The organism is Enterobacter sp. 200527-13 (genome assembly GCF_027924865.1).
Taxonomy (GTDB): domain Bacteria; phylum Pseudomonadota; class Gammaproteobacteria; order Enterobacterales; family Enterobacteriaceae; genus Enterobacter; species Enterobacter ludwigii.
The window spans coordinates 141341-165344 of record NZ_BSCM01000002.1 but is presented as its reverse complement, the minus strand read 5'-3'; the positions used below and the strand labels follow the sequence as shown (position 1 = coordinate 165344).

The 24004-nt window shown below is 55.1% G+C and carries 21 protein-coding genes; 19 read left to right on the top strand and 2 right to left on the bottom strand.

What is annotated here, in order from left to right; genetic code table 11:
* Positions 1-2 precede the first annotated feature (2 nt).
* From araG to otsA, 4 genes are all read left to right on the top strand, one after another.
* The gene (araG, locus tag QMG44_RS10025; protein ID WP_020883372.1) at positions 3-1517 is read left to right on the top strand and encodes an L-arabinose ABC transporter ATP-binding protein AraG; all 1515 of its coding nucleotides are present in this window, start codon (positions 3-5) and stop codon (positions 1515-1517) included.
* Positions 1518-1531: 14 nt separating this feature from the next.
* The gene (gene araH, locus QMG44_RS10020; protein WP_014884358.1) at positions 1532-2512 is read left to right on the top strand and encodes an arabinose ABC transporter permease AraH; all 981 of its coding nucleotides are present in this window, start codon (positions 1532-1534) and stop codon (positions 2510-2512) included.
* Positions 2513-2688: 176 nt separating this feature from the next.
* On the top strand, positions 2689-3492 hold the full coding sequence (gene otsB / locus QMG44_RS10015) for a trehalose-phosphatase (protein WP_014170681.1): 804 nt from the start codon (positions 2689-2691) through the stop codon (positions 3490-3492).
* Entirely contained in the window at positions 3467-4891 is a 1425-nt protein-coding gene (gene otsA / locus QMG44_RS10010; RefSeq protein WP_014170680.1) for an alpha,alpha-trehalose-phosphate synthase, read from the top strand. The genes otsB and otsA overlap by 26 nt, the downstream gene beginning before the upstream one ends.
* Positions 4892-4906: 15 nt before the next feature.
* Here the strand turns inward: otsA and uspC are convergent, their stop codons facing one another.
* A complete protein-coding gene (gene uspC / locus QMG44_RS10005; RefSeq protein WP_014170679.1) occupies positions 4907-5335 on the bottom strand; it encodes a universal stress protein UspC in 429 nt (142 codons plus the stop codon).
* Between the two features lie 796 nt (positions 5336-6131).
* Between uspC and flhD the strand changes: the two genes are divergently transcribed.
* The 6 genes from flhD to cheW all read left to right on the top strand — a co-directional run bounded on the left by flhD (position 6132) and on the right by cheW (position 11561).
* Positions 6132-6482, top strand: coding sequence for a flagellar transcriptional regulator FlhD (gene flhD, locus QMG44_RS10000; RefSeq protein WP_020883374.1), 351 nt, complete (start codon positions 6132-6134; stop codon positions 6480-6482).
* Between the two features lie 2 nt (positions 6483-6484).
* Positions 6485-7063 carry a flagellar transcriptional regulator FlhC gene (flhC, locus tag QMG44_RS09995; protein ID WP_014170677.1) on the top strand — a complete coding sequence of 193 codons (579 nt, stop codon included), beginning with the start codon at positions 6485-6487 and terminating at the stop codon, positions 7061-7063.
* Between the two features lie 123 nt (positions 7064-7186).
* Positions 7187-8074 carry a flagellar motor stator protein MotA gene (motA, locus tag QMG44_RS09990; protein ID WP_008500417.1) on the top strand — a complete coding sequence of 296 codons (888 nt, stop codon included), beginning with the start codon at positions 7187-7189 and terminating at the stop codon, positions 8072-8074.
* Positions 8071-9000 (top strand): flagellar motor protein MotB, encoded by a 930-nt coding sequence (motB, locus tag QMG44_RS09985; protein ID WP_014170676.1) that lies wholly within the window; start codon positions 8071-8073, stop codon positions 8998-9000. The genes motA and motB overlap by 4 nt, the downstream gene beginning before the upstream one ends.
* A 4-nt stretch (positions 9001-9004) precedes the next feature.
* The gene (gene cheA, locus QMG44_RS09980) at positions 9005-11038 is read left to right on the top strand and encodes a chemotaxis protein CheA (protein ID WP_014170675.1); all 2034 of its coding nucleotides are present in this window, start codon (positions 9005-9007) and stop codon (positions 11036-11038) included.
* 19 nt (positions 11039-11057) lie between these two features.
* Positions 11058-11561, top strand: coding sequence for a chemotaxis protein CheW (gene cheW, locus QMG44_RS09975; RefSeq protein ID WP_020883376.1), 504 nt, complete (start codon positions 11058-11060; stop codon positions 11559-11561).
* Positions 11562-11750: 189 nt separating this feature from the next.
* Here the strand turns inward: cheW and QMG44_RS09970 are convergent, their stop codons facing one another.
* On the bottom strand, positions 11751-13010 hold the full coding sequence (locus tag QMG44_RS09970; RefSeq protein ID WP_086532355.1) for a dicarboxylate/amino acid:cation symporter: 1260 nt from the start codon (positions 13008-13010) through the stop codon (positions 11751-11753).
* Between the two features lie 430 nt (positions 13011-13440).
* Here QMG44_RS09970 and QMG44_RS09965 point away from each other — a divergent pair, with 430 nt between their 5' ends.
* The 9 genes from QMG44_RS09965 to QMG44_RS09925 all read left to right on the top strand — a co-directional run bounded on the left by QMG44_RS09965 (position 13441) and on the right by QMG44_RS09925 (position 23998).
* The gene (locus QMG44_RS09965; RefSeq protein WP_020883378.1) at positions 13441-14013 is read left to right on the top strand and encodes a spore coat protein U domain-containing protein; all 573 of its coding nucleotides are present in this window, start codon (positions 13441-13443) and stop codon (positions 14011-14013) included.
* Between the two features lie 12 nt (positions 14014-14025).
* Complete coding sequence (locus tag QMG44_RS09960; RefSeq protein ID WP_059306609.1) at positions 14026-14574, top strand: spore coat U domain-containing protein; 549 nt, start codon at positions 14026-14028, stop codon at positions 14572-14574.
* Positions 14575-14590: 16 nt separating this feature from the next.
* Positions 14591-15352, top strand: a complete 762-nt coding sequence (locus QMG44_RS09955; protein WP_047356872.1) for a molecular chaperone — start codon at positions 14591-14593, stop codon at positions 15350-15352.
* Positions 15328-17712 carry a fimbria/pilus outer membrane usher protein gene (locus QMG44_RS09950; RefSeq protein WP_086532356.1) on the top strand — a complete coding sequence of 795 codons (2385 nt, stop codon included), beginning with the start codon at positions 15328-15330 and terminating at the stop codon, positions 17710-17712. The genes QMG44_RS09955 and QMG44_RS09950 overlap by 25 nt, the downstream gene beginning before the upstream one ends.
* Positions 17709-18671, top strand: a complete 963-nt coding sequence (locus QMG44_RS09945) for a spore coat U domain-containing protein (protein ID WP_032680768.1) — start codon at positions 17709-17711, stop codon at positions 18669-18671. The genes QMG44_RS09950 and QMG44_RS09945 overlap by 4 nt, the downstream gene beginning before the upstream one ends.
* Before the next feature lie 84 nt (positions 18672-18755).
* Entirely contained in the window at positions 18756-20420 is a 1665-nt protein-coding gene (tar, locus tag QMG44_RS09940; RefSeq protein WP_020883382.1) for a methyl-accepting chemotaxis protein II, read from the top strand.
* A gap of 44 nt (positions 20421-20464) precedes the next feature.
* Positions 20465-22066 (top strand): methyl-accepting chemotaxis protein IV, encoded by a 1602-nt coding sequence (gene tap / locus QMG44_RS09935; RefSeq protein ID WP_086532357.1) that lies wholly within the window; start codon positions 20465-20467, stop codon positions 22064-22066.
* 19 nt (positions 22067-22085) lie between these two features.
* Positions 22086-22952 (top strand): protein-glutamate O-methyltransferase CheR, encoded by an 867-nt coding sequence (gene cheR / locus QMG44_RS09930; protein WP_014170664.1) that lies wholly within the window; start codon positions 22086-22088, stop codon positions 22950-22952.
* Complete coding sequence (locus QMG44_RS09925; protein ID WP_014170663.1) at positions 22949-23998, top strand: chemotaxis response regulator protein-glutamate methylesterase; 1050 nt, start codon at positions 22949-22951, stop codon at positions 23996-23998. Before cheR ends, QMG44_RS09925 begins: the two co-directional genes overlap by 4 nt.
* The last annotated feature ends 6 nt before the right edge of the window (positions 23999-24004 follow it).

Genomic DNA, 24004 nt, shown 5'->3' with positions numbered 1-24004 from the left:
TTATGCGACAGTCTGATCCGTATCTCTCATTTCGCGGCATCGGGAAAACGTTCCCCGGTGTTAACGCGCTGACCGATATCAGTTTCGACTGCTATGCCGGCCAGGTTCATGCCCTGATGGGTGAAAACGGCGCGGGGAAATCCACGCTGTTGAAAATCCTCAGCGGCAACTATTCCCCTACGACCGGCACACTGGCCATTCGTGGCGAAGAGGTGGCTTTTGCTGATACCACGGCGGCGCTTAATGCCGGGGTGGCCATTATCTATCAGGAACTGCACCTGATCCCAGAGATGACCGTGGCCGAGAACATCTATTTAGGACAGCTCCCGCACAAAAGCGGCGTGGTTAATCGTTCGCTACTTAATTATGAAGCAGGGCTGCAGCTTAAACATCTTGGGCTGGACGTCGATCCTCAGACGCCGCTGAAATACCTCTCCATCGGCCAGTGGCAGATGGTTGAAATTGCCAAGGCTCTGGCGCGTAACGCCAGAATTATTGCCTTTGATGAACCCACCAGTTCGCTTTCCGCACGTGAAATCGAAAACCTGTTCCGCGTGATCCGGGAGTTACGCCAGGAAGGCCGCACGATTTTGTATGTTTCGCACCGTATGGAAGAGATATTTGCCCTGAGCGACGCCATCACCGTGTTTAAAGATGGCCGCTATGTGCGCACCTTTAGCGATATGGCGCAGGTGAACCATGACCAGCTTGTCCAGGCGATGGTCGGACGCGATCTGGGGGACATTTACCACTGGAAACCGCGTGAGTACGGCCCTGAACGCCTGCGACTGGATAATGTAAAAGCGCCGGGAGTACGCATGCCGGTTTCGTTATCGGTACGCAGCGGTGAAATCGTCGGGCTGTTCGGCCTGGTGGGCGCAGGGCGTAGCGAGTTAATGAAAGGGTTGTTCGGCGGCACGCGCATTACCGAAGGCGTGGTGTCTATTGACGGCGCAGCGGTGGATATTCAGAAGCCCGCCCACGCGATTAAGGCAGGCATGATGCTCTGCCCGGAAGATCGCAAAGCGGAGGGGATTATTCCGGTGCATTCGGTGCGTGACAACATCAATATCTCCGCCCGTCGCAAATTTATCCGCGCAGGATGCCTGATCAACGATAGCTGGGAATCGAGCAATGCCGATCACCACATTCGTTCACTCAATATCAAAACGCCGGGACCGGAACAGCTGATCATGAATCTTTCCGGGGGCAACCAGCAGAAGGCCATTCTGGGCCGCTGGCTGTCGGAGGATATGAAGGTCATTTTGCTGGACGAACCGACGCGCGGTATCGATGTGGGGGCAAAACACGAGATTTATAACGTGATCTATGAACTGGCAAAACGCGGCGTGGCGGTGCTTTTCGCCTCCAGCGATCTGCCTGAAGTGCTTGGCGTCGCCGATCGCATTGTCGTCATGCGTGAAGGTGAAATTGCCGGTGAATTGCTTCATGAACAGGCGAATGAACAACAGGCGTTGAATCTCGCCATGCCTAAAGTCAGCCAGGCTGTCGCCTGAGTAAGGAGTTAATGATGTCCTCTGTTACTACATCCGGAGCGCCAAAGTCGGCGTTCAGTTTTGGCCGAATCTGGGATCAGTACGGCATGCTGGTGGTCTTTGCCGCCCTGTTTGTCGCCTGTGCGATCTTCGTTCCTAATTTTGCCACCTTTATTAATATGAAAGGGCTGGGGCTGGCCATTTCCATGTCCGGCATGGTGGCCTGCGGTATGCTGTTCTGTCTGGCCTCGGGCGATTTTGACCTGTCGGTGGCCTCGGTTATTGCCTGTGCCGGTGTCACCACGGCTGTGGTAATCAACATGACGGAGAGCCTGTGGATTGGTGTGCTGGCGGGTCTGTTACTGGGCGTGCTCAGCGGTCTGGTGAACGGCTTTGTCATTGCTCGTCTGAAGATTAACGCCCTGATCACAACGCTTGCGACCATGCAAATTGTGCGAGGTCTTGCCTATATCATTTCTGACGGTAAAGCGGTGGGGATTGAAGACGAGCGCTTCTTTACCCTCGGTTACGCTAACTGGCTGGGGCTGCCAGCGCCAATCTGGCTGACCGTGGCCTGTCTTATCCTGTTCGGGTTCCTGCTCAACCGGACCACGTTTGGCCGTAATACCCTGGCTATCGGGGGCAATGAAGAAGCCGCACGTCTGGCCGGTGTGCCGGTGGTGCGTACCAAGATTATTATCTTTGTTCTTTCCGGGCTGGTCTCTGCAGCCGCAGGGATTATTCTGGCGTCGCGAATGACCAGTGGCCAGCCAATGACCTCTATCGGTTATGAGCTGATCGTCATTTCAGCCTGTGTTTTGGGGGGCGTTTCCCTGAAAGGCGGCATCGGAAAAATCTCATATGTGGTGGCCGGTATCCTGATCCTGGGGACGGTAGAGAACGCCATGAACCTGCTCAATATTTCGCCGTTCTCTCAGTACGTCGTTCGTGGCCTGATCCTGCTGGCAGCGGTGATATTCGACCGTTACAAGCAAAAAGCGAAGCGTACCGTTTGAGGTTTTTCCTATCTTTATATTGCTCAACTAATAACCTTAGCTGACCCCCGAACCGCCTCGCCAGTTTTGCTGGCGGGGCGGTTGTCAAATGGCGAGCGACGTCACACTGTCTATACTTACATGGCTATGAAAGAGGTAAAGGCGTTTACCTCTCGTAAACCGTAAGGAGGAATAGGGTGGCTGACTTGTTAACTGCACCGCCTGTACTGCCCGGACACTATGCTTTCTTTTTTGATCTCGACGGTACGCTCGCCGAGATAAAGCCGCATCCTGACCTGGTGGCGATCCCCGCCACGGTTCTTCAGAAGTTGCATCAGCTCTCGCAGATGACTGAGGGAGCAGTGGCATTGATATCAGGGCGCTCGATGGCCGAACTGGACCAGCTTGCCAGGCCTTATCGCTTTCCGCTGGCCGGTGTACACGGAGCGGAGCGCCGCGACATCCATGATCAAACGCATATCGTTTCACTCCCCGACGCATTAATCCAGGCGCTACAGGTTCAACTCTCGTCTGCGCTGGCAGAACTGCCCGGTACGGAGCTTGAAGCCAAAGGGATGGCCTTTGCCCTGCATTATCGCCAGGCGCCGCAGCATGAAGCGGCTGTGCTTGCGCTTGCGACCGCTATAGCAAATGCACATCCGGAGCTGGCGCTGCAGCCGGGTAAATGTGTGGTGGAGCTTAAACCTAAAGGGATCAATAAAGGCGCGGCGATTGCTGCGTTTATGGCGACACCGCCTTTTAACGGCAGGACGCCCGTTTTTATTGGGGATGACCTGACCGATGAGGCAGGGTTTCGTGTGGTGAATCAGGCCGGAGGGATCGCCATCAAGGTCGGGCCTGGTGAGACTGTCGCCGAATGGCGTCTGGCGGATGTCGCCAGCGTCTGGCAGTGGATATCTGACATCGCTAACCAGCAACAACAACAAATAGCGCAAAACAAAGGGGGAAACCATTATGGGTCGCTTAGTCGTCGTCTCTAACCGAATTGCACCGCCTGATGATAAAAAATCCAGTGCAGGTGGCCTGGCGGTTGGGGTATTAGGTGCCTTAAAAGCCGCCGGTGGGCTGTGGTTTGGCTGGAATGGTGAAATCAGTGAAGAACAGAAACCGCTCAAGAAAGTGACGCGCGGAAATATTACGTGGGCGTCGTTTGCGTTAAACGAAAAAGATTATGACGAGTATTACTCGCAGTTCTCCAATGCTGTGCTGTGGCCAGCGTTTCACTATCGTCTGGATCTGGTTAAATTCCAGCGCGAGTCCTTTGAAGGCTACACGCGGGTGAATTCGCTGCTGGCGGATAAACTGCTGCCTTTAATCGAGGAAGACGATATTTTATGGATCCACGATTATCACCTGCTGCCCTTCGCCAGAGAGCTGCGTAAAAGGGGAGTGAATAACCGGATTGGTTTTTTCCTGCATATTCCGTTCCCGACGCCAGAAATCTTTACCGCGCTGCCGCCGCATGAAGAGTTGCTGGATGCGCTGTGTGACTACGATCTGCTGGGCTTCCAGACCGAGAATGATCGACTTGCGTTCCTCGATTCTGTGTCCGGCAAAACGCGAGTGGTAACCAAAGGGGGGAAAACCCATACGGCCTGGGGCAAGACATTCCACACTGAAGTGTATCCCATCGGTATTGAACCTGAAGAGATTGCCGAGCAGGCTTCCGGTCCGCTGCCGCCCAAACTGGCGCAGCTTAAGAATGAACTCAAGCACGTGAAGAATATCTTCTCGGTGGAACGTCTTGATTATTCCAAAGGGCTGCCGGAACGTTTCCTGGCGTATGAAACGCTGCTGGAAAAGTACCCGCAGCATCACGGTAAAATCCGCTATACGCAGATAGCGCCCACCTCGCGCGGTGAAGTGCAGGCTTATCAGGATATTCGTCACCAGCTGGAGACGGAAGCAGGGCGCATTAATGGCCGCTACGGTCAGTTGGGCTGGACGCCGCTCTTTTATCTCAATCAACACTTTGACCGTAAGATCCTGATGAAAGTGTTCCGCTATGCGGATGTCGGGCTGGTTACGCCATTGCGGGACGGGATGAACCTGGTCGCGAAAGAGTACGTCGCCGCCCAGGACCCCGCCGATCCGGGTGTGCTGGTGCTTTCCCAGTTTGCCGGGGCCGCCAATGAATTGACGTCTGCGCTTATCGTCAACCCTTACGATCGTGACGACGTGGCGAATGCCCTCAACCGTGCGCTGACGATGCCGCTCACGGAGCGTATTTCCCGCCATGCCGAGATGATGGAAACGATCCGTAAGAACGATATTAACCACTGGCAGGCGCGTTTTATTCGCGATCTTCGTGATATTGCGCCGCAGAGTAATGAAGGCCATCTGCAAAAAAAGATCGCGACATTCCCTAAACTCGCCTGATTTTCCTCTGGGGGTTTAACGACCCCCAAGAGGCACTAACAACACATCCACCTGGCTTGACGCCACAATCGATTTCGCCGCACAGGCTGCGCGAGAAAAAAAGCTGTGGTTATGATTCCCGCATATTACTAAATCAATATTCTGCTTACTGCATATGCTGAGAATATGCGCATTAAGCTCCCCGGTCGCAATAATGGTGTCATATATAGGATATTGCGCCTTTTCTACCAGCTCGCGCATAAATTGCTGCGTTTCTTCCTGTAAAACCTCACGAATATCTTCCAGCATGGGGGCAGCCAGTTGATTATACATCTCAGGCTCGGCCGCGAGGGTGATCAGGCTGATACGGGCATTATGCGGTCTGGCAATGGAAACCGCCCGGGCGATGAGTTCATGGCTTTCGGGCGAAACCGCAACAGAAACAAGAAGATGGGAGTAACTCATAACGCACTCCTTAGGTGTCTGAAAGACAGCGTCTTAGTCACCATTACCGCGATTTCACCGGATCTGCAAGAGGTGAATACGACATAAGTGTGAAGCTAATCATAATTATTCATTAATTATTCTTATAAGAAGAATAACGGGAAAACGTGCCTAAATGAAAAAAATTAACAACTTAACCTGAATCACACTTTTTTACGTTTCCGGTGTTAAATCGTTTTAATGCGTTATAAACACATTTCTAATGATTACCATGTGAAACAATTGTTATGGACGTTTTGCATAACTACATGTTTTTTATAGGTAATGAAAATGTGACCTTACGATGGATTCGCTGTGACGCGCATCCGGTCGCTGACACGTTTCGAACAGCACATGTCATGCCACTTCTGCTCATACTCCTGCATGAGTATTCGCCCATAAAGAATAGAAAACAGTGTCGATCGTTCAAAAAACAACCAATTTACAAGTCATACTGATGGATTTATGGGAGATATTCACTTAAATTGTGTGACGTAGATCACATTTTTTTTAAATTTGGGGGTGGCTGCATTGTATGTGTCAAAACTGACGAGTAGAGTTTGCGTCGAATTAGGAAAAATCTTAGTTATTTGTAAGAAATGATAAAACGTGTAAGAGACGTAACCGCGTTTCAGCTGTTGCGCGTTTCAATGAATACAAACCTAAATTCGACTATGCATTTAGCCTTTTCTTTTTTATACCGGGTGATTTCCCGGCGACATCACGGGGTGCGGTCTTTCCGCATAAAAATAATAGTTGGTTATTCGGGATGGGAACAATGCATACATCCGAGTTGCTAAAACATATCTATGACATCAATTTGTCGTATTTACTGCTCGCGCAGCGTTTGATTAGTCAGGACAAGGCGTCCGCGATGTTTCGTCTGGGTATTAATGAAGAAATGGCAACCATGCTGGGTGGGTTAACCCTTCCTCAAATGGTTAAACTGGCGGAAACAAACCAACTGGTTTGCCAGTTCCGTTTTGACAATCCTCAGACTATCACGCGTCTGACGCAGGATTCCCGTGTTGACGATCTTCAACAGATCCATACCGGTATTCTTCTTTCCACTCGCTTGCTTACCGAAATCAGCCAGCCTGATGACGCAGCCCGTAAGAAAAGGGCCTAGCAATGAGCGAGAAAAGCATTGTTCAGGAAGCGCGTGACATACAGTTAGCAATGGAGCTGATTACGCTCGGTGCTCGTTTACAAATGCTGGAAAGCGAGACTCAGCTGAGTCGTGGTCGCCTCATCAAATTGTATAAAGAGTTACGTGGTAGTCCCCCGCCGAAAGGAATGCTGCCGTTTTCAACGGACTGGTTTATGACCTGGGAACAGAACATTCATGCCTCCATGTTCTGTAATGCCTGGCAGTATCTTCTCAAAACCGGTTTGTGTAGCGGCGTTGATGCCGTGATCAAAGCGTATAAACTTTACCTTGAACAATGCCCGCAGCAGGACGAGGGTCCTTTGCTGGCGCTCACCCGCGCATGGACGCTGGTGCGTTTTGTTGAAAGCGGAATGCTTGAGCTGTCGCGCTGTAACTGCTGCGATGGCAATTTTATTACCCATGCGCATCAGCCTGCAGGCAGCTTCGCCTGTAGTTTATGCCAGCCTCCATCCCGAGCAGTAAAAAGACGTAAACTTTCCCGGGAAGCTGCCGATATTATTCCACAACTGCTGGATGAACAGATCGAACAAGCTGTTTAACCCGAACGTGTGGGCAAGATTCCAGCAGCGGTAAGCAATTACCGCTGCTTTTTTTTACCCCGCAAACGGTAAACGCTGCGAGCTGAACATCCTTGCCATAGTCACTAGCGGAAGGATGATGTCGTGCTTATCTTATTAGGTTACCTGGTAGTTCTCGGTACAGTTTTCGGCGGTTACATGATGACCGGCGGGCACCTTGGAGCACTCTATCAACCGGCTGAACTTATTATCATCGGCGGCGCAGGGGTAGGGGCTTTTATCGTTGGTAATAACGGTAAATCGATCAAGGGCACGCTGAAAGCTATTCCACTGCTGTTCCGTCGCTCTAAATACACCAAAAGCATGTATATGGATCTGCTTGCGCTGCTCTATCGTCTGATGGCGAAGTCGCGTCAGCAGGGTATGTTCTCGCTTGAGCGGGATATTGAAAACCCGAAAGAGAGCGAAATTTTTGCCAGCTACCCGCGCATTCTCGCTGACGCAATGATGCTGGATTTCATCGTCGATTACCTGCGACTGATCATCAGCGGCAACATGAACACCTTCGAAATCGAAGCGCTGATGGACGAAGAGATTGAAACGCATGAAAGCGAATCCGAAGTGCCGGCAAACAGCCTGGCGCTGGTGGGCGATTCCCTCCCTGCGTTCGGTATCGTCGCGGCGGTGATGGGCGTGGTACACGCGCTGGCCTCGGCGGATCGTCCTGCGGCAGAGCTGGGCGCGCTGATTGCGCATGCGATGGTGGGCACCTTCCTCGGTATTTTGCTGGCGTATGGTTTTATCTCTCCGCTGGCCAGCGTTCTGCGTCAGAAGAGCGCGGAAACGACCAAAATGATGCAGTGCGTGAAGATCACGCTGCTCTCTAACCTCAACGGTTATGCGCCACCTATCGCAGTTGAATTCGGCCGTAAAACGCTTTATTCCAGCGAGCGCCCGTCGTTTATCGAGCTTGAAGAACACGTGCGTGCGGTGAAAAACCCAAACCAACAGACGACAACTGAGGACGCATGAAAAATCAGTCCCATCCGATCGTCATCGTAAAAAAACGCAAGCACAAGGGGCATGGGCACGGCGCGCATGGCTCCTGGAAAATCGCGTACGCCGATTTTATGACCGCAATGATGGCATTCTTTCTGGTGATGTGGCTCATCTCCATCTCCAGCCCGAAAGAGTTGATCCAAATTGCCGAGTATTTCCGAACGCCGCTGGCGACCGCCGTGACCGGTGGGCAGCGAATCTCTAACAGCGACAGCCCGATCCCTGGCGGCGGCGATGATTACACCCAGCAGAAGGGTGAGGTGAAGAAAGAGCCGAACATCGATGAGCTGAAAAAACGCATGGAGCAAGCGCGCCTGAAGAAACTGCGCGGCGATCTCGATCAACTGATTGAGGCGGATCCTAAACTGCGTGCCCTGCGACCACACCTGAAGATCGATCTGGTGCAGGAAGGTTTACGTATACAGATTATTGATAGCCAGAACCGCCCGATGTTCAAAACGGGCAGCGCGGAAGTTGAGCCATACATGCGCGATATTTTGCGCGGCATTGCGCCAGTGCTGAACGGTATTCCTAACCGTATCAGCCTGTCTGGACACACGGATGACTTCCCGTACGCCACGGGTGAGAAGGGATACAGCAACTGGGAGCTTTCTGCCGATCGTGCCAACGCCTCGCGTCGCGAGCTGGTGGCAGGTGGGCTTGATGATGGCAAGGTACTGCGCGTGGTCGGCATGGCATCAACTATGCGTGTCACTGACCGCGGGCCGGATGACGCCATCAACCGTCGTATCAGTCTTTTAGTGCTGAACCAGCAGGCGGAGCAGGCCATCCTGCACGAAAACGCCGAAAGTCAGAATGAGTCACTGGACGATTTAAAACAGCCTGGGGCCGTTCCTTCGGCTGCCGTTCCAACATCGCCACCAGCCAATCCGAGGTGATAGCGTGAGCATGGATATTAGCGATTTTTACCAGACATTCTTTGATGAAGCCGACGAATTGTTGGCCGATATGGAGCAACATTTGCTGGATTTGGTGCCTGAAGCACCGGACTCCGAGCAGCTCAATGCCATCTTCCGTGCGGCGCACTCGATTAAAGGCGGAGCCGGAACGTTTGGATTTACCATCCTGCAGGAAACGACCCATTTAATGGAAAACCTGCTGGATGAAGCACGACGCGGTGAGATGCAGCTCAATACCGACATTATCAACCTGTTTTTGGAAACCAAAGATATTATGCAGGAACAGCTCGACGCCTATAAAAGCTCGGCAGAGCCTGATGCCGCCAGCTTTGAATACATCTGCAATGCGCTGCGCCAGCTCGCGCTGGAAGCCAAAGGTGACGCAGCCGCAGCCGTTGTTCCGGCAGCCAAACTGAGCGTTGTCGATGCCGTTACCGCACAAGAGGCGGCCCCGGCCGCCGCTGCGAGTAAAGTGCGCGTGGTGCTGTCTCGCCTCAAAGAGAACGAAGTTGACCTGCTTGAAGAAGAGCTGAGTAACCTGGCGAAATTAAGCAACGTGGTGAAAGGCAAAGACAGCCTGAGTGCGACGCTGGAAGAGGGGATTAGCCAGGACGATATCGTGGCGGTCCTGTGCTTTGTTATCGAAGCCGACCAGATCGCGTTTGAAACCGAAACGGCGGCGGTGGACGTGCCAGCGGCAGTGGAAGAGGTGGCGGTTGTTCCTCAGGCGGCCGCGCCTGCCGTTGCGCCTGCGGCGCCGGTATTGAAAGCGGTGCCAAAAGATGCCGCCGCGCCAGGCCGTGGTGACAAACCGGCCGCGCGCTCCAGTGAATCCACCAGCATCCGCGTCGCCGTCGAGAAAGTTGACCAACTGATTAACCTGGTGGGTGAACTGGTGATTACCCAGTCGATGCTGGCACAGCGGTCTAACGAACTGGATCCGGTGACCCACGGCGATCTGATTACCAGCATGGGGCAGTTGCAACGTAATGCCCGCGACCTGCAGGAATCGGTGATGTCCATCCGTATGATGCCGATGGAATATGTCTTCAGCCGCTTCCCGCGTCTGGTGCGTGACCTGGCCAGTAAACTGAATAAACAGATTGAACTGACGCTGATGGGCAGCTCCACCGAGCTGGATAAAAGCCTGATCGAACGCATTATCGACCCGTTAACGCACCTGGTGCGTAACAGCCTCGACCACGGTATCGAGCTGCCGGAAAACCGCATTGCCGCCGGAAAATCCCCGGTCGGGAATCTGATCCTCTCCGCCGAACACCAGGGCGGGAACATCTGCATCGAAGTGACCGATGACGGTGCGGGCCTGAACCGTGAGCGCATTCTGGCGAAAGCCATTTCGCAGGGAATGGCGGTCAACGAAAACATGACTGACGAAGAAGTGGGCATGCTGATCTTCGCGCCAGGCTTCTCGACCGCAGAGCAGGTGACGGACGTTTCCGGCCGCGGCGTGGGAATGGACGTGGTGAAGCGTAACATTCAGGAGATGGGCGGCCACGTTGAGATCAAGTCTAAGCAAGGTTCCGGCACCACCATTCGTATCCTGCTGCCGCTGACGCTGGCAATCCTCGACGGCATGTCGGTGAAAGTGGCGGACGAAGTCTTTATTCTGCCGCTGAACGCGGTGATGGAATCGCTGCAGCCGCGTGAAGAAGATCTGCATCCGCTGGCGGGTGGTGAGCGCGTTCTTGAAGTGCGCGGTGAGTACCTGCCGCTGGTCGAATTGTGGAAAGTGTTCGAAGTGGATGGCGCGAAAACCGAGGCCACGCAGGGGATCGTGGTGATCCTGCAAAGTGCGGGTCGCCGCTACGCGCTGCTGGTTGATCAGCTGATTGGCCAGCACCAGGTGGTCGTGAAGAACCTCGAAAGCAACTACCGCAAAGTGCCAGGTATTTCTGCCGCCACTATTCTGGGTGACGGTAGCGTGGCGCTGATCGTTGATGTGTCGGCGCTTCAGGGATTAAATCGTGAACAACGTGTGGCGTACACAGCCGCCTGATTAAGTAGAAGGTAATAACATGACCGGTATGAGTAATGTAACGAAACTGGCGGGCGAGCCATCAGGGCAGGAATTCCTGGTATTCACTTTAGGCGATGAGGAGTACGGCATCGATATCCTGAAAGTGCAGGAAATTCGTGGTTACGACCAGGTTACCCGCATCGCGAACACGCCTGCCTTTATTAAAGGTGTCACCAACCTGCGCGGTGTGATTGTGCCTATCGTTGACCTGCGCGTGAAGTTCAGCCAGGGCGACGTGGACTATAACGAGAACACCGTGGTGATTGTCCTGAATCTGGGGCAGCGCGTGGTTGGGATCGTGGTGGATGGCGTATCTGATGTGCTGTCCCTGACGTCCGATCAAATCCGTCCGGCACCGGAGTTTGCGGTCACGCTGTCTACCGAGTATCTGACGGGGCTGGGAGCGCTGGGTGAGCGTATGCTGATTCTGGTGAATATTGAGAAGCTGCTGAACAGTGATGAGATGGCGCTGCTGGATATCGCGACGAATCACGTGGCGTAATGTTTCTCTAAACGGTTCTGTGAGGCTTTCGTGGAACCGTTTCGTTCAGTCGGGCATTTCGGTTATCTGATTCGCCCGCTGCGGTGAACGTATTAAGGGGGCTATTGCAGCCCCCTTATCTTATTCACTTACTGCAGACGTAGTATTTTCTGCTGGTCTTAAGGTGAACGAAACCATGCCGCCAACCCGTTACGCTTCCTGCTCTACCAGCTCAGTCTCCGCTTCGCGCGCCCCTTCATTTTGTGACAGCATCGCAGTCGCAATACCGTTACCCAGCACGTTAATCGCTGAACGTCCCATATCCAGGAAATGATCGATCCCCATCAGCAGCAAAATACCCGCCACCGGAATATTGAAACTCGGGACGGTTGCCGCCAGCACCACCAGCGACGAACGAGGCACCCCCGCAATCCCTTTTGAAGCCAGCATCAGCGTCAGCATCAGCACGGTCACTTCGGTGAAGCTCAGGTGAATATTATACGCCTGGGCGATAAACATCGAGGCGAAAGAGCAATACACCATAGAGCCCACCAGGTTAAAGGAGTAACCGATCGGCAGAACGAAAGAGGCGATATTGCGCGAGCAACCAAAACGCTCAAGCTGCTCCAGCGTTTTTGGATACGCCGCTTCTGAACTGCTGGTGGTAAACGCCACCAGCACCGGGTCCTTCAGCATGCTGACCAGGCGGAACACCTCTTTCTTCAGCACCATATAGCCGACGGCCAGCAGCACCATGCAGGTGAGAAGGATTGCCACGTAGTAGCCGCCAATAAAGGAGGCGTAGTTCAGCAGAATGCCCAGACCCTGAGTGGCAATAACTGAGGAGATGGCGGCGAAAATGGCCAGCGGGGCGACGTACATTACGTAACCCGTCACCTTCAGCATGATATGGGAGACCACATCCAGCGCGGCCACCAGCGGGGCATTGAATTTTTGCCCCAGCGACGCGCCGGCGATGCCGAAGAACATAGAGAAGACCACAATCTGCAGGATTTCATTGTTCGCCATCGCACCGGCGATACTGGTCGGAATGGTATGGGACAAGAACGCTTTCAGCGTCATCCCCCCCACCGCAAGGCCGGTGTCTACCGCCTCTTTCGGGATAGCCAGGTTCAGGCCGCTGCCCGGGCGCTCCAGCGTGACGATAAACAGTCCCACCAGAATGGAAAGCACGGATGAGCTAATAAACCACACCATCGCTTTGCCGCCCACGCGACCAATGGTGGAGGTTTCACCCAGTTTCATAATGCCCACGGTCAGCGTGCTGAAGACCAGTGGCGCAATAACCATTTTAATCAGACGCAGGAAAATATCGGTCAGCAGCGTGATGTTATCCGACCATGCTTTGATGGCATCCGCAGAGGCGTACTCATGAATCGCCGCCCCTGAAAGAATACCCGCCAGCATGAATATCACGATGAAGAGTGTGAGTTTGTTTGCACTTGCCACGAAAAAAGACCCTCTATGCGCTTTGGTTGCCGTCTGCGCCGATGTATATAGATTTTTTATTACGACGCAGGAAATTATTCGGCACATAAATTGAAGTAAAGCGGAGGGAGATACAACTAGTTTTTAATTTTTATTAATTTTGTTGTTAACGCCTCGACGATATATTGTGATGCAGATCACATTTCGATGGATATATCCTCTGCGTATACGAGAAATAAGGCATTTACAAAGTATTAACATCCTGTTTTATAAATAAATATTCAGTCAATAAGCCATTAGTCTTGCCCTCCGCGGCGCGGGTGGTCGAAGCGGTATCCATAAACTAAATTCTCAATAACCCCCGGAAGAGGAACGTTAAGTGGGGCTAACATCTTGAACAGCAAAAATAAAATGTGGCAAGCGAACGGAAATGTCTTCTGGAGGGTGGTAAATGAAAAGAAAACTCCTTTTGATCTGTGCAGGCACGTTGCTGACGGCGACAACAGCCCAACAGGCGCTGGCGGTGACCAGCAGCGGTACTATTGGCGCGACGTTAACCCTAACGAACGGTTGTCTGATAAACGGCTCGCCCACGCAAAATGGCATTAACTTCGGGACCCTGGATTTCGGCACCCATCCCGCAACGTTTTCCACCCTGACGACGCAGCTGACCGGTGCCAGCGGCGGTAACACGTTCACCATTCAATGTACGACCGCCAGCTATACGGTGGCGATCACCGGGAATACCAACTCCACCGCGCCGGGTACCGTTGTGGGGACGCCAGGCACGCCTGCGCGCTATCTGGTCAACACCACAAATGCTGCACAGGGTGTGGCTTACAGCCTGTATAGCGACAGCGGATTTAACAACGTCGTTGCCAACAACGCGGCACTGCCAATAGCGTCAACCGCCGGGGGCATCGACAGTTACACACTTTACGGGCGCATTACCGGGGGCGGTAACAGCGTTACGGTCGTTCCGGGTACCTACACCGACACGATTAACGTCAGCGTCACCTACTAGTTTCACGCAGCCATGAAGGCATCCATTTTGCGTCTGCGCAACAGCGCGGAGGGGATCGTGCAGCCTTTGTACGCGCTGATCGTCTGCCTGATGCTGGTGCCTGCGGCGGGGGCTGTGACGTCACAGTCATTTAAGGTCAGCGCGACCATTGTGCCCGGGTGCGCGGTATCCACGGGCAGCGGAGGACTTTTCGGTACGCTCGATTTCGGTACCCACAACGGGGTGGAGAGTGCCCCGGTGAGCACCAGTTTTGTGCCTAACGGGGCCTTGTCCATCGCCTGCACGCCCGGCGTGGCGCTGAGTATGAGCATTAACGGCGGACAGAATTACTCCTCCGTTCGGCGTATGAAGCGCTCAGGGGGAACGGAAGTGGTGGGATATCGCCTTTACAGCAGCAGTTCGCTGGCGGCGAACAGCGAAATTGGCGTCAATCAGGCAATACCGGTGACCTATACCAACAGTAATAACATTGCGCTGCCGCTTTTTGGCGTGGCGCTGCTGACCGGGTTTAGCCCGGCAGGAACGTATTCTGATCAGCTCACCGTGACCTTGTCATGGTGATAAAGGGAGACAGTCGATGAAGCCATTTTTCAGACACCTTTGTCTGGTGAGTTTGTTGGGGGGAATGGCTGCGGCGACAGGCCAGGTGCAGGCGGCGGCAACCATTCTGTTGTGGCCCATCGATCCGTGGCTGTCAGCGGATGCCAAAGCCACTGAATTATGGATCCAGAATCAGGGGAACAGCGCAACGACAATGCAGGTCCGCATTGTGCGCTGGAAGCAGGAGGGCGGTTATGAACGCTACTCCGCACAGCAGGACGTGGTGGCCAGCCCGCCCATCGTCACCATTGGCAAAGGCAGTAAGCAGCTTATTCGTCTGATTAAGCAGGGTACGGTGCCGCTCGGCGTCGAACAGGCCTACCGCATTATTGTGGATGAAATCCCCCAGCCGGATGCCAAAGCCGAGCCGGCCATTGGCCTGAAATTGCAAATGCGCTACTCCATTCCTTTGTTCGTTTATGGACAGGGGATCCCGACCCTAAAAGAGGGGGCGCATCATGCGCTGGTGGAGACCAAAAATCTGAGCTGGCGGGTGACGCAGGAGAAGGGACATCCTGCCCTGGAGGTCCGTAATCAGGGGGATGTGCACGTCAAACTCAGCCAGGTGGCGCTGGAGCAGGGCGGGCAGAAGCGGACGGTTGCAGACGGATTACTCGGGTATGTGCTTGCGGGCAGCACCCGCACCTGGTCAATCCCGGCCGGAATAGGTCAGCCAGACCGGCTGAGCGCGCAGATTAATGCCAGGGATACGCAATGGCAGTCGACGCCCGTCAACTGAAACCGGCGATGATGATCCTGCTCTGCGTCAGTACCAGCACCTGGGCTGAGCCCGGCGATGACAGTTTACCGCCGCCGCCGCAGGCTCAGGCGTTGAACGGCGAAGCGGTCTTTCAGCTCTCGATTGTGTTGAATCACTACGACACCGGTATGGTGGTGCCCGTGACGCAGCGCGAGGGGGCATTCTTTATTTCCAGCGCCGACCTGCTGCGGGCAGGGCTTCCGCCGGAGCATGTGCCTGCCGGAGACGTGAACCTTTCTACCCTGCCGCAGGTGCGCGTAGAGTACGACAGCGCCGCGCAGCGTCTGCTGTTGGGCGTTCCGGCCGACTGGGTCGCCTCACGCGTGACCCCTTTCAGCGGACAAATGTCACAAAGCAAACCGCACTTCGGGCGGGGAGCACTGCTTAATTACGATCTCTACACCAACCATACAGAACATGTCGGCGGACAGGCCTCGCTCTGGCATGAATTCCGCTACTTCAATGAGAACGGCTCCTTTTCTTCAACCGGCTATGCCCGGGAAAATTTCACCGGAAACGACGGTCAGCAGGAAGGGTATGTGCGCTATGACACGACGCTTCTGATGACGAACGAGGACGAGGCAACGACCTGGACCGTCGGGGATGTGATCAGCGATGCCCTGAGCTGGAGCACCAGTGTGCGTATGGGCGGGATCAGCTACGGGCGGGATTTCTCCCTGCGTCCTGACCTCGTGACCTGGCCACTCCCAGAGTTCTCGGGCGAAGCGGCGGTTCCCACCTCGGTGGATCTCTTTATCAATGGCTATCGTTCCGGCTCGACCCAGCTTCAGCCGGGACCGTTCACCCTGACCAATCTGCCCTATATCAACGGAGCAGGGGACGCGGTACTGGTCACCACCGATGCGCTGGGCCGCCAGGTGAGTACCACGCTGCCGTTTTACGTCACCAGCGAATTGCTGAAACAAGGCCTGAGCGACGGGGCGGTGACGCTCGGCAGCCTGCGGCGTAATTACGGCATCAAGAATTTTGACTACGGCCCGGCGGCGGGTAGTGGGTCGTATCGCTATGGCGTTACGGACTGGCTGACGCTGGAGGGCCATGCCGAAGGGGCAGAAACGCTGGCGCTGGGCGGGATGGGGACGGTGGTTAAATTGGGTCGGTTTGGCGTCGTGAATACCGCGTACTCTCAAAGCCGCATGCGCGGAGATAATGGCGGGCAAATCAACTGGGGCTATCAGTACAGTACCAGTGAATTTAGTGTAGCGACACAGCATACGCGGCGCGATCGCGACTTTGGCAACCTCGCCCTCTACGACCAACCGACGGTCTATGACGAAAATGACCGGCCCATCGCCAGTTTTAGTCGCAACACCGACCAGTACTCTCTCACCTTTAACCTGGGCGAATATGGCAGTCTCGGTGCTGCCTGGATCGGCGTGGAGAGCTTTGACAACCAAAAAACCGAACTGCTGAATCTCTCCTGGAGCCGCAATCTGTGGGGGGCGAGCAGTATTTATCTGGCCGCAAGCCGCGATCAGCAGCGGGGAGACTGGACGGTGGCCATGTCGCTTCAGGTGCCGCTGGGAGCGCGTGACAGTGCCGCCGTAACCTATGAAAACACGCCAGATGCCGGCAGCACGCAGCGTATCAACTACAACCACTCCATGCCTTCCGACGGTGGATTTAGCTGGAACATGGCATGGGCCAACCAGTCGAAAGCCAATGATTATCAGCAGGGAACGCTGGGCTGGCGCAATAACAACATCGAACTTCAGGGCGGTGGTTATGGCGAAAGGGACATGATGACCTGGTGGGGAGAGGCGATGGGCGCGGTTGTGCTGATGGACGGCGAGCTGTTTGCGGCAAACAAAATCAACGATGCGTTTGTGGTGATCAGCACCGACGGTCACCCGGACGTTCCCGTCAGCTATGAGAACCAGCCGGTCGGCAAAACGAACAATAACGGCTACCTGCTGGTCAGCGGGGTATCGGCTTATTACCCGGCCAGTTATCGCATTGATACCCTGAATCTGCCCGCGGATACCCGGCTGAAAGAGACAGAGCGGCGGATCGCTATTCGCCGCCACAGCGGTTATCTGGTCGATTTCCCGATGGAGCAGGAGCGGGTGGCAAGCGTCATTCTGCATGACAAGCAGGGGCAGGCTATTCCGGTGGGAAGCCAGGTTCGACGCGCCTCGCGCAACAATGCGGTGGTGGGGTATGACGGCATCGCCTGGCTGGAAAATCTCAACGATGTAAACCCGCTTGAGGTGATTACACCAGACGGAAAACACTGCTCGGCCACGCTGACCGTGGGGGCCAATCCGGAACATAAGCTGCAGACATACGGACCGCTGATTTGCCAGGAGGAACGGTGAAGCGCTTACTGCTGTTGATGCTGCTGCTGTTTTCTGGCGGCGGCTGGGCGGCGTGTACCGTCAGTACGGTAAATGCGTCATTTGGTAGCGTCACCTCGTTCGCGCTCAGCGGAACCGGGGAGGTCGAAACCACCGGCAGGCTGATCGTGGCATGCGACGCCGTGCTCAATCTTCTGACCAACGACTCGGTGACGCTGAACTACACCGCCGCGTCGGTTTCAGGCAACAGCCGTGCCACGATGAAACGCACCGACAATGCGGCCATCACGGATGTGATCCCCACCCGGTTGTGCGGGTTAACGGGGTGTTCGGGGAACAGCGAAGTGCAAATCAGCAAAGCTTATACCTGGAGCGGCAACACCCTGCTGGGATTACTGGGGTCAAAACAGTACAGCATTCCGCTTTATTTCCGCACCGTTGCCGGACAAAACGTCACGGCCGGGCCCTATCAGGTGCTGCTCACCTTCAGCATCAACTACAGCGTCTGTTCCGTGGGCGTGCTGGGCCTTTGCACCGTTCCGCAGACAGGCACGGCGACCACCAGTATTCTTCTCAACATGACCGTTACCAACGACTGCAGCGCCATGACCACGCCGGACGTCAACTTCAACAGTGCGCCGCTGGTGCAAAGTTTCCCCACCGTCTCGCAGGCGATTGCCGTCACCTGTACCAAAGGAAGCACTTACACTATCGGAATTAATAATGGTGCCAACGCGCTGAATAATGTTCGCCGCATGGTGAGCGGCAGTAACTACATGAGTTACGACATTTATAAAGAAGCCACGACCAACCGCTGGGGTGGCAGCGGTACCGAGCGCTGGACCAGCGCAACCTCCTCGCAGGTCAGTACCGACGGTTTATTGCGAACCTACAACTACACTGCCAAAGTCCTTACCAGCCAGTCTACGCCGCCTGCCGGCACCTATACCGATACGCTGATCGTTGACGTTGCGTTTTAACCCCGCGCTTTTCCCTTTCTCAAATGTAAAGTTCCTGTAGTCAGTGCCGATAACACCGTTAATAAATCTATGAGAAGGTGTTGTATGTTGAACCGTATCCGCGTTGTCACAATGCTTATGATGGTGCTGGTCATTTTCGCACTTCTTCAGCTTACCTCCGGCGGGCTTTTTTTCTCGTCACTTAAACAAAACCAGGACAGTTTCGCCGCCTCGAACGATCTCCGCGTACAGCAGAGTGAACTGACGTCGACGTGGGATCTGATGCTGCAAACGCGTATCAACCTGAGCCGCTCTTCCGCCCGCATGATGATGGATCCGAATAATCAGCAGAGCAGTGCGAAAACGGAACTGCTGAAAAATGCGCGGGCGACCCTTGCTGACGCCGCGAAACACTACGACGCCTTTAAGAAAATCACGCCACAGCCTGCCATGGCGCAGGTGAGCCAGAATATCGATGAAAAGTACAACGCCTACTATGCCGGTCTGACGGAGCTTATTCAGTTCCTGGAAAGCGGCAACATGGACGCGTATTTCGCGCAGCCTACCCAGGGGATGCAAAACGCCCTCGGTGCGGCACTCGGGGAATATGCCAAAGCCAGTGGCGACCTGTATCACTCGGCCTTTACGCAAAGCCAGAATGATTACCGCTTTGCCAAATGGCAGATGGCCGTCATGGCGCTGGCGCTGGTCATCGTGCTGGTGGGCGTGTGGTACGGCATTCGCCACATCCTGCTTAATCCTCTCGGTCGCGTCATTGCCCACATTCGCGAGATTGCCGGTGGTGACCTGACCAAAACGCTGACCGTCTCCGGGCGCAATGAAATTACCGAGCTGGCAAACAGCGTTGATCATATGCAGCGCTCGCTAATTGAGACCGTCGCCAACGTGCGTAACGGATCGGAAGCCATTTATACCGGTACCAGCGAAATTGCGATGGGCAACAACGATCTGTCGTCGCGCACCGAACAGCAGGCGTCGGCGCTCGAAGAGACCGCCGCCAGCATGGAGCAACTTACCGCGACCGTGAAGCAGAACGCGGACAACGCCCGTCAGGCCTCACAGCTGGCGGAAAGCGCGTCCGAAACGGCGCAGCGAGGCGGTCGCGTGGTGGACGGCGTGGTGAAAACCATGCACGAAATCGCCGACAGTTCGAAGAAAATCGCCGACATCATTAGCGTTATCGACGGCATCGCTTTCCAGACCAATATCCTCGCCCTCAACGCCGCCGTCGAAGCCGCACGTGCGGGCGAGCAGGGGCGCGGGTTTGCCGTGGTGGCCGGGGAAGTGCGCAACCTTGCCAGCCGCAGTGCCAACGCGGCGAAAGAGATCAAGGCCCTGATTGAAGACTCCGTTTCCCGCGTCGATACCGGCTCCGTGCTGGTAGAAAGCGCAGGGGAAACCATGAATGACATCGTGAATGCCGTTACCCGCGTAACGGACATCATGGGTGAAATCGCCTCTGCGTCGGATGAGCAGAGTCGTGGTATCGACCAGGTTGCTCTGGCGGTATCGGAAATGGATCGCGTGACACAACAAAACGCCGCGCTGGTGCAGGAGTCCGCTGCGGCGGCCGCTGCGCTGGAAGACCAGGCAAGCCGTCTGAAGATGGCCGTCTCGGCGTTTCGTCTCGCTTCACTCGCTGGAAACACGGTCACCCCGCAAGCAACGTATCTCGCGCCTGCCGCAGCAGCGGCAGCGACCCGTAAACCTGCAGCGACGACCGGACATGAAAACTGGGAAACATTTTGACTGACATTTAAACCGCGGCTGCTTGCCGCATGATGGGAGCGTGGATGTTAAATCGTATTCGTATCTCGACCACACTGTTTTTGATTCTGATCCTTTGCGGTGTGTTGCAGGTTGGCAGTAACGGGTTGTCTTTTTGGGCGTTTCGCGATGGCTATCAGAATTTGCAGGAAGTTGAGGCGAGTAACCAGCAGCGCGCCGCCGTGGCACAGACGCGCGCCGTACTGTTGCAGGCAAGCACGGCGCTGAACAAAGCGGGAACCTTAACCGCCCTGAGTTATCCGCCGGATGACATCAAGGCATTGATGGTGACCGCGCGCGACAGCCTGAAGCAGGCTGACGCGCAGTTTAACGCCTTCGCGGCACAGGACGCCGGCAGCGCGGAAGTGAAGGCGCTGAAAGTCGCGATGAAGAAGCGTTTTGATCAGTGGCACAGCGACCTGGATCACCAGGCGACCTGGCTTGAGAACAACCAGCTCTCGGACTTTATGACCGCGCCAGTCCAGGTGTCCCAGGCGGCGTTTGACGCGAGCTTTAATGCCTGGCAGCAGAACATTAACCAGTTTGTCCAACGCGCCGGGAATGACAGCCGTAAAAACTACCATATGTCAGGCGTGATTTTTGCCGTGGTGGTGATTCTGGCGGTGCTGCTGACCGGCGGTGCCCTGTACTGGTCGCGCAGAATGATTGTGCAACCGCTGGCGATCGTCAGCAGCCACTTCGACAGTATTGCGAAGGGTAACCTGGCGCGTCCGGTGGCGGTGTACGGCAAGAACGAAATTTCGGCGATTTTTGCCAGCCTGAAGGCGATGCAGGGCGCCCTGCGGGAAACGGTCTCCGATGTGCGACAGGGCAGTTATGCCATGCACACCGGGATCTCGGAGATTGCGGCAGGCAATAACGATCTCTCATCGCGCACCGAGCAGCAGGCAGCTTCGCTGGCGCAAACGGCTGCCAGCATGGAGCAGCTCACCGCGACGGTAAGCCAGAACGCGGATAACGCGCGTCAGGCGTCTGACCTGTCCAGACAGGCGGCGATGACGGCGAAGAAGGGGGGCGATCAGGCCTCTCACGTGGCCAGTACCATGCAGGACATTGCCGCCAGTTCACAGAAAATTGGCGACATCATCAGCGTGATTGACGGTATTGCGTTCCAGACCAACATTCTGGCGCTGAACGCGGCCGTTGAAGCGGCACGAGCCGGTGAACAGGGGCGTGGTTTTGCGGTTGTGGCCGGTGAAGTCCGTAATCTGGCGAGCCGCAGCGCCAACGCCGCGAAAGAAATTAAAGGGCTGATTGAAGAGTCCGTCTCGCGCGTCCAGCAAGGTTCTGCCCTGGTGGACACGGCGGCGAAAACCATGCACGAAATCGTCACCTCCGTTACGCGGGTTAACGACATCATGGGCGAGATTGCTTCTGCGTCCGATGAACAGCGTCGCGGAATTGAGCAGGTGGCCCAGGCGGTAAGCCAGATGGATCAGGTCACGCAACAAAACGCCTCGTTAGTTGAGGAAGCGGCAGCGGCAACCGATCAGCTGGCCAGCCAGGCGGATCATCTGACCGGGCTGGTCGCGGTATTTAATGTGAAAGAGCACGTTGAAGCAGTAACAGAAGTCGGGCGGTCGCAGGCCGTGCCAGTTGTATCCTGAATGTAATTAAGAAGGCGCTATGACATCACCAATGCCCCCAGGGCAAACGTCATTACTGTTGCAGATGACACAGCGCCTCGCGCTGTCCGACGCGCATTTTCGTCGGATATGTCAGTTAATCTACCAGCGTGCGGGGATTGTGCTTGCCGATCATAAGCGAGACATGGTCTACAACCGTCTGGTGCGGCGCTTGCGTACGCTTGGGCTGGACGATTTTGGTCGCTATCTGAGCATGCTCGAAGCGAACCAGAACAGCGCAGAGTGGCAGGCTTTTATTAACTCGTTAACCACCAACCTGACCGCATTTTTCCGTGAAGCTCACCACTTCCCGGTCCTGGCGGAGCACGCGCGTCGCCGCAGCGGGGAGTATCGCGTCTGGAGTGCGGCCGCCTCAACCGGGGAAGAGCCGTACTCGCTGGCGATCACCCTTGCCGACACGCTGGGCATGGCGCCTGGACGCTGGAAAGTCTACGCCAGTGATATTGATACCGAAGTGCTGGAGAAGGCACGCAACGGCGTGTATCGCCAGGATGAACTGAAAACGCTGTCACCTCAGCAGTTGCAGCGTTACTTCATGCGCGGAACCGGCCCGCATGAAGGCCTGGTGCGCGTGCGCCAGGAGCTGGCGAACTGTGTCGAATTCGCGCCCGTTAACCTGCTGGATAAGCAGTACAACGTGCCGGGGCCATTCGACGCTATTTTTTGCCGTAACGTCATGATCTATTTTGATAAAACGACGCAACAGGACATTCTGCGTCGGTTTGTTCCGTTGCTCAAGCCTGACGGTTTACTGTTTGCCGGGCACTCGGAAAACTTCAGCAACCTCGTGCGTGAGTTTAGCCTGCGTGGGCAAACGGTATATGCGCTGAGTAAGGAAAAAGCATGAGTAAAATCAGGGTGTTGTCTGTCGACGATTCTGCGCTGATGCGCCAGATCATGACTGAAATTATCAATAGCCACAGCGATATGGAGATGGTGGCGACAGCGCCTGATCCGCTGGTAGCGCGGGATTTAATTAAAAAATATAACCCCGACGTGTTAACGCTGGATGTCGAAATGCCGCGCATGGATGGCATTGATTTCCTGGAAAAATTGATGCGCCTGCGGCCCATGCCAGTGGTGATGGTCTCATCCCTGACCGGAAAAGGATCTGAAATTACCCTGCGTGCGCTGGAGTTAGGGGCGGTGGATTTTGTCACCAAACCTCAGCTTGGCATTCGTGAAGGGATGCTGGCGTACAGCGAAATGATCGCCGAGAAGATCCGCACCGCGTCACGTGCGAAGCTTGCCGCGCACAAACCGATGGATGCACCGGTAACGCTGAAGGCCGGTCCTTTACTCAGTTCGGAAAAACTGCTGGTGATTGGGGCGTCAACCGGGGGAACAGAGGCAATTCGTCATGTACTCCAGCCATTGCCGCTTTCAAGTCCGGGTATTCTGATCACGCAGCATATGCCGCCAGGCTTTACCCGCTCGTTCGCCGAGCGTCTGAACAAGCTGTGTCAGATCAGCGTGAAAGAGGCGGAAGACGGTGAGCGCGTACTCCCCGGCCATGCGTATATCGCACCGGGTGACAAGCATATGGAGCTGGCGCGCAGTGGCGCTAACTATCAAATCAAAATTCATGACGGGCCGCCGGTAAACCGGCACCGTCCGTCGGTGGATGTGCTGTTTCATTCGGTGGCGAAACATGCGGGGCGCAACGCCGTTGGGGTGATCCTGACGGGGATGGGTAACGACGGTGCCGCCGGAATGCTTGCAATGCACCAGGCTGGCGCCTGGACGATTGCGCAGAATGAAGCAAGTTGTGTGGTGTTCGGCATGCCGCGCGAGGCCATCAATATGGGTGGCGTGAGCGAAGTGGTCGATCTTAGCCAGGTAAGCCAGCAGATGCTGGCGAAAATCAGTGCCGGACAGGCAATACGTATTTGACTCAGG

Excerpts from the sequence above, each read along its gene's own strand:
- otsA (WP_014170680.1), top strand. The coding sequence starts at position 3,467 with ATGGGTCGCTTAGTCGTCGTCTCTAACCGAATTGCACCGCCTGATGAT.
- motB (WP_014170676.1), top strand. The coding sequence starts at position 8,071 with ATGAAAAATCAGTCCCATCCGATCGTCATCGTAAAAAAACGCAAGCAC.
- cheW (WP_020883376.1), top strand. The coding sequence starts at position 11,058 with ATGACCGGTATGAGTAATGTAACGAAACTGGCGGGCGAGCCATCAGGG.
- QMG44_RS09950 (WP_086532356.1), top strand. The coding sequence starts at position 15,328 with ATGGCAGTCGACGCCCGTCAACTGAAACCGGCGATGATGATCCTGCTC.
- tar (WP_020883382.1), top strand. The coding sequence starts at position 18,756 with ATGTTGAACCGTATCCGCGTTGTCACAATGCTTATGATGGTGCTGGTC.
- araH (WP_014884358.1), top strand. The coding sequence starts at position 1,532 with ATGTCCTCTGTTACTACATCCGGAGCGCCAAAGTCGGCGTTCAGTTTT.
- araG (WP_020883372.1), top strand. The coding sequence starts at position 3 with ATGCGACAGTCTGATCCGTATCTCTCATTTCGCGGCATCGGGAAAACG.
- QMG44_RS09960 (WP_059306609.1), top strand. The coding sequence starts at position 14,026 with ATGAAGGCATCCATTTTGCGTCTGCGCAACAGCGCGGAGGGGATCGTG.
- QMG44_RS09965 (WP_020883378.1), top strand. The coding sequence starts at position 13,441 with ATGAAAAGAAAACTCCTTTTGATCTGTGCAGGCACGTTGCTGACGGCG.
- flhC (WP_014170677.1), top strand. The coding sequence starts at position 6,485 with ATGAGCGAGAAAAGCATTGTTCAGGAAGCGCGTGACATACAGTTAGCA.
- flhD (WP_020883374.1), top strand. The coding sequence starts at position 6,132 with ATGCATACATCCGAGTTGCTAAAACATATCTATGACATCAATTTGTCG.
- uspC (WP_014170679.1), bottom strand. The coding sequence starts at position 5,335 with ATGAGTTACTCCCATCTTCTTGTTTCTGTTGCGGTTTCGCCCGAAAGC.
- QMG44_RS09925 (WP_014170663.1), top strand. The coding sequence starts at position 22,949 with ATGAGTAAAATCAGGGTGTTGTCTGTCGACGATTCTGCGCTGATGCGC.
- cheR (WP_014170664.1), top strand. The coding sequence starts at position 22,086 with ATGACATCACCAATGCCCCCAGGGCAAACGTCATTACTGTTGCAGATG.
- QMG44_RS09955 (WP_047356872.1), top strand. The coding sequence starts at position 14,591 with ATGAAGCCATTTTTCAGACACCTTTGTCTGGTGAGTTTGTTGGGGGGA.
- tap (WP_086532357.1), top strand. The coding sequence starts at position 20,465 with ATGTTAAATCGTATTCGTATCTCGACCACACTGTTTTTGATTCTGATC.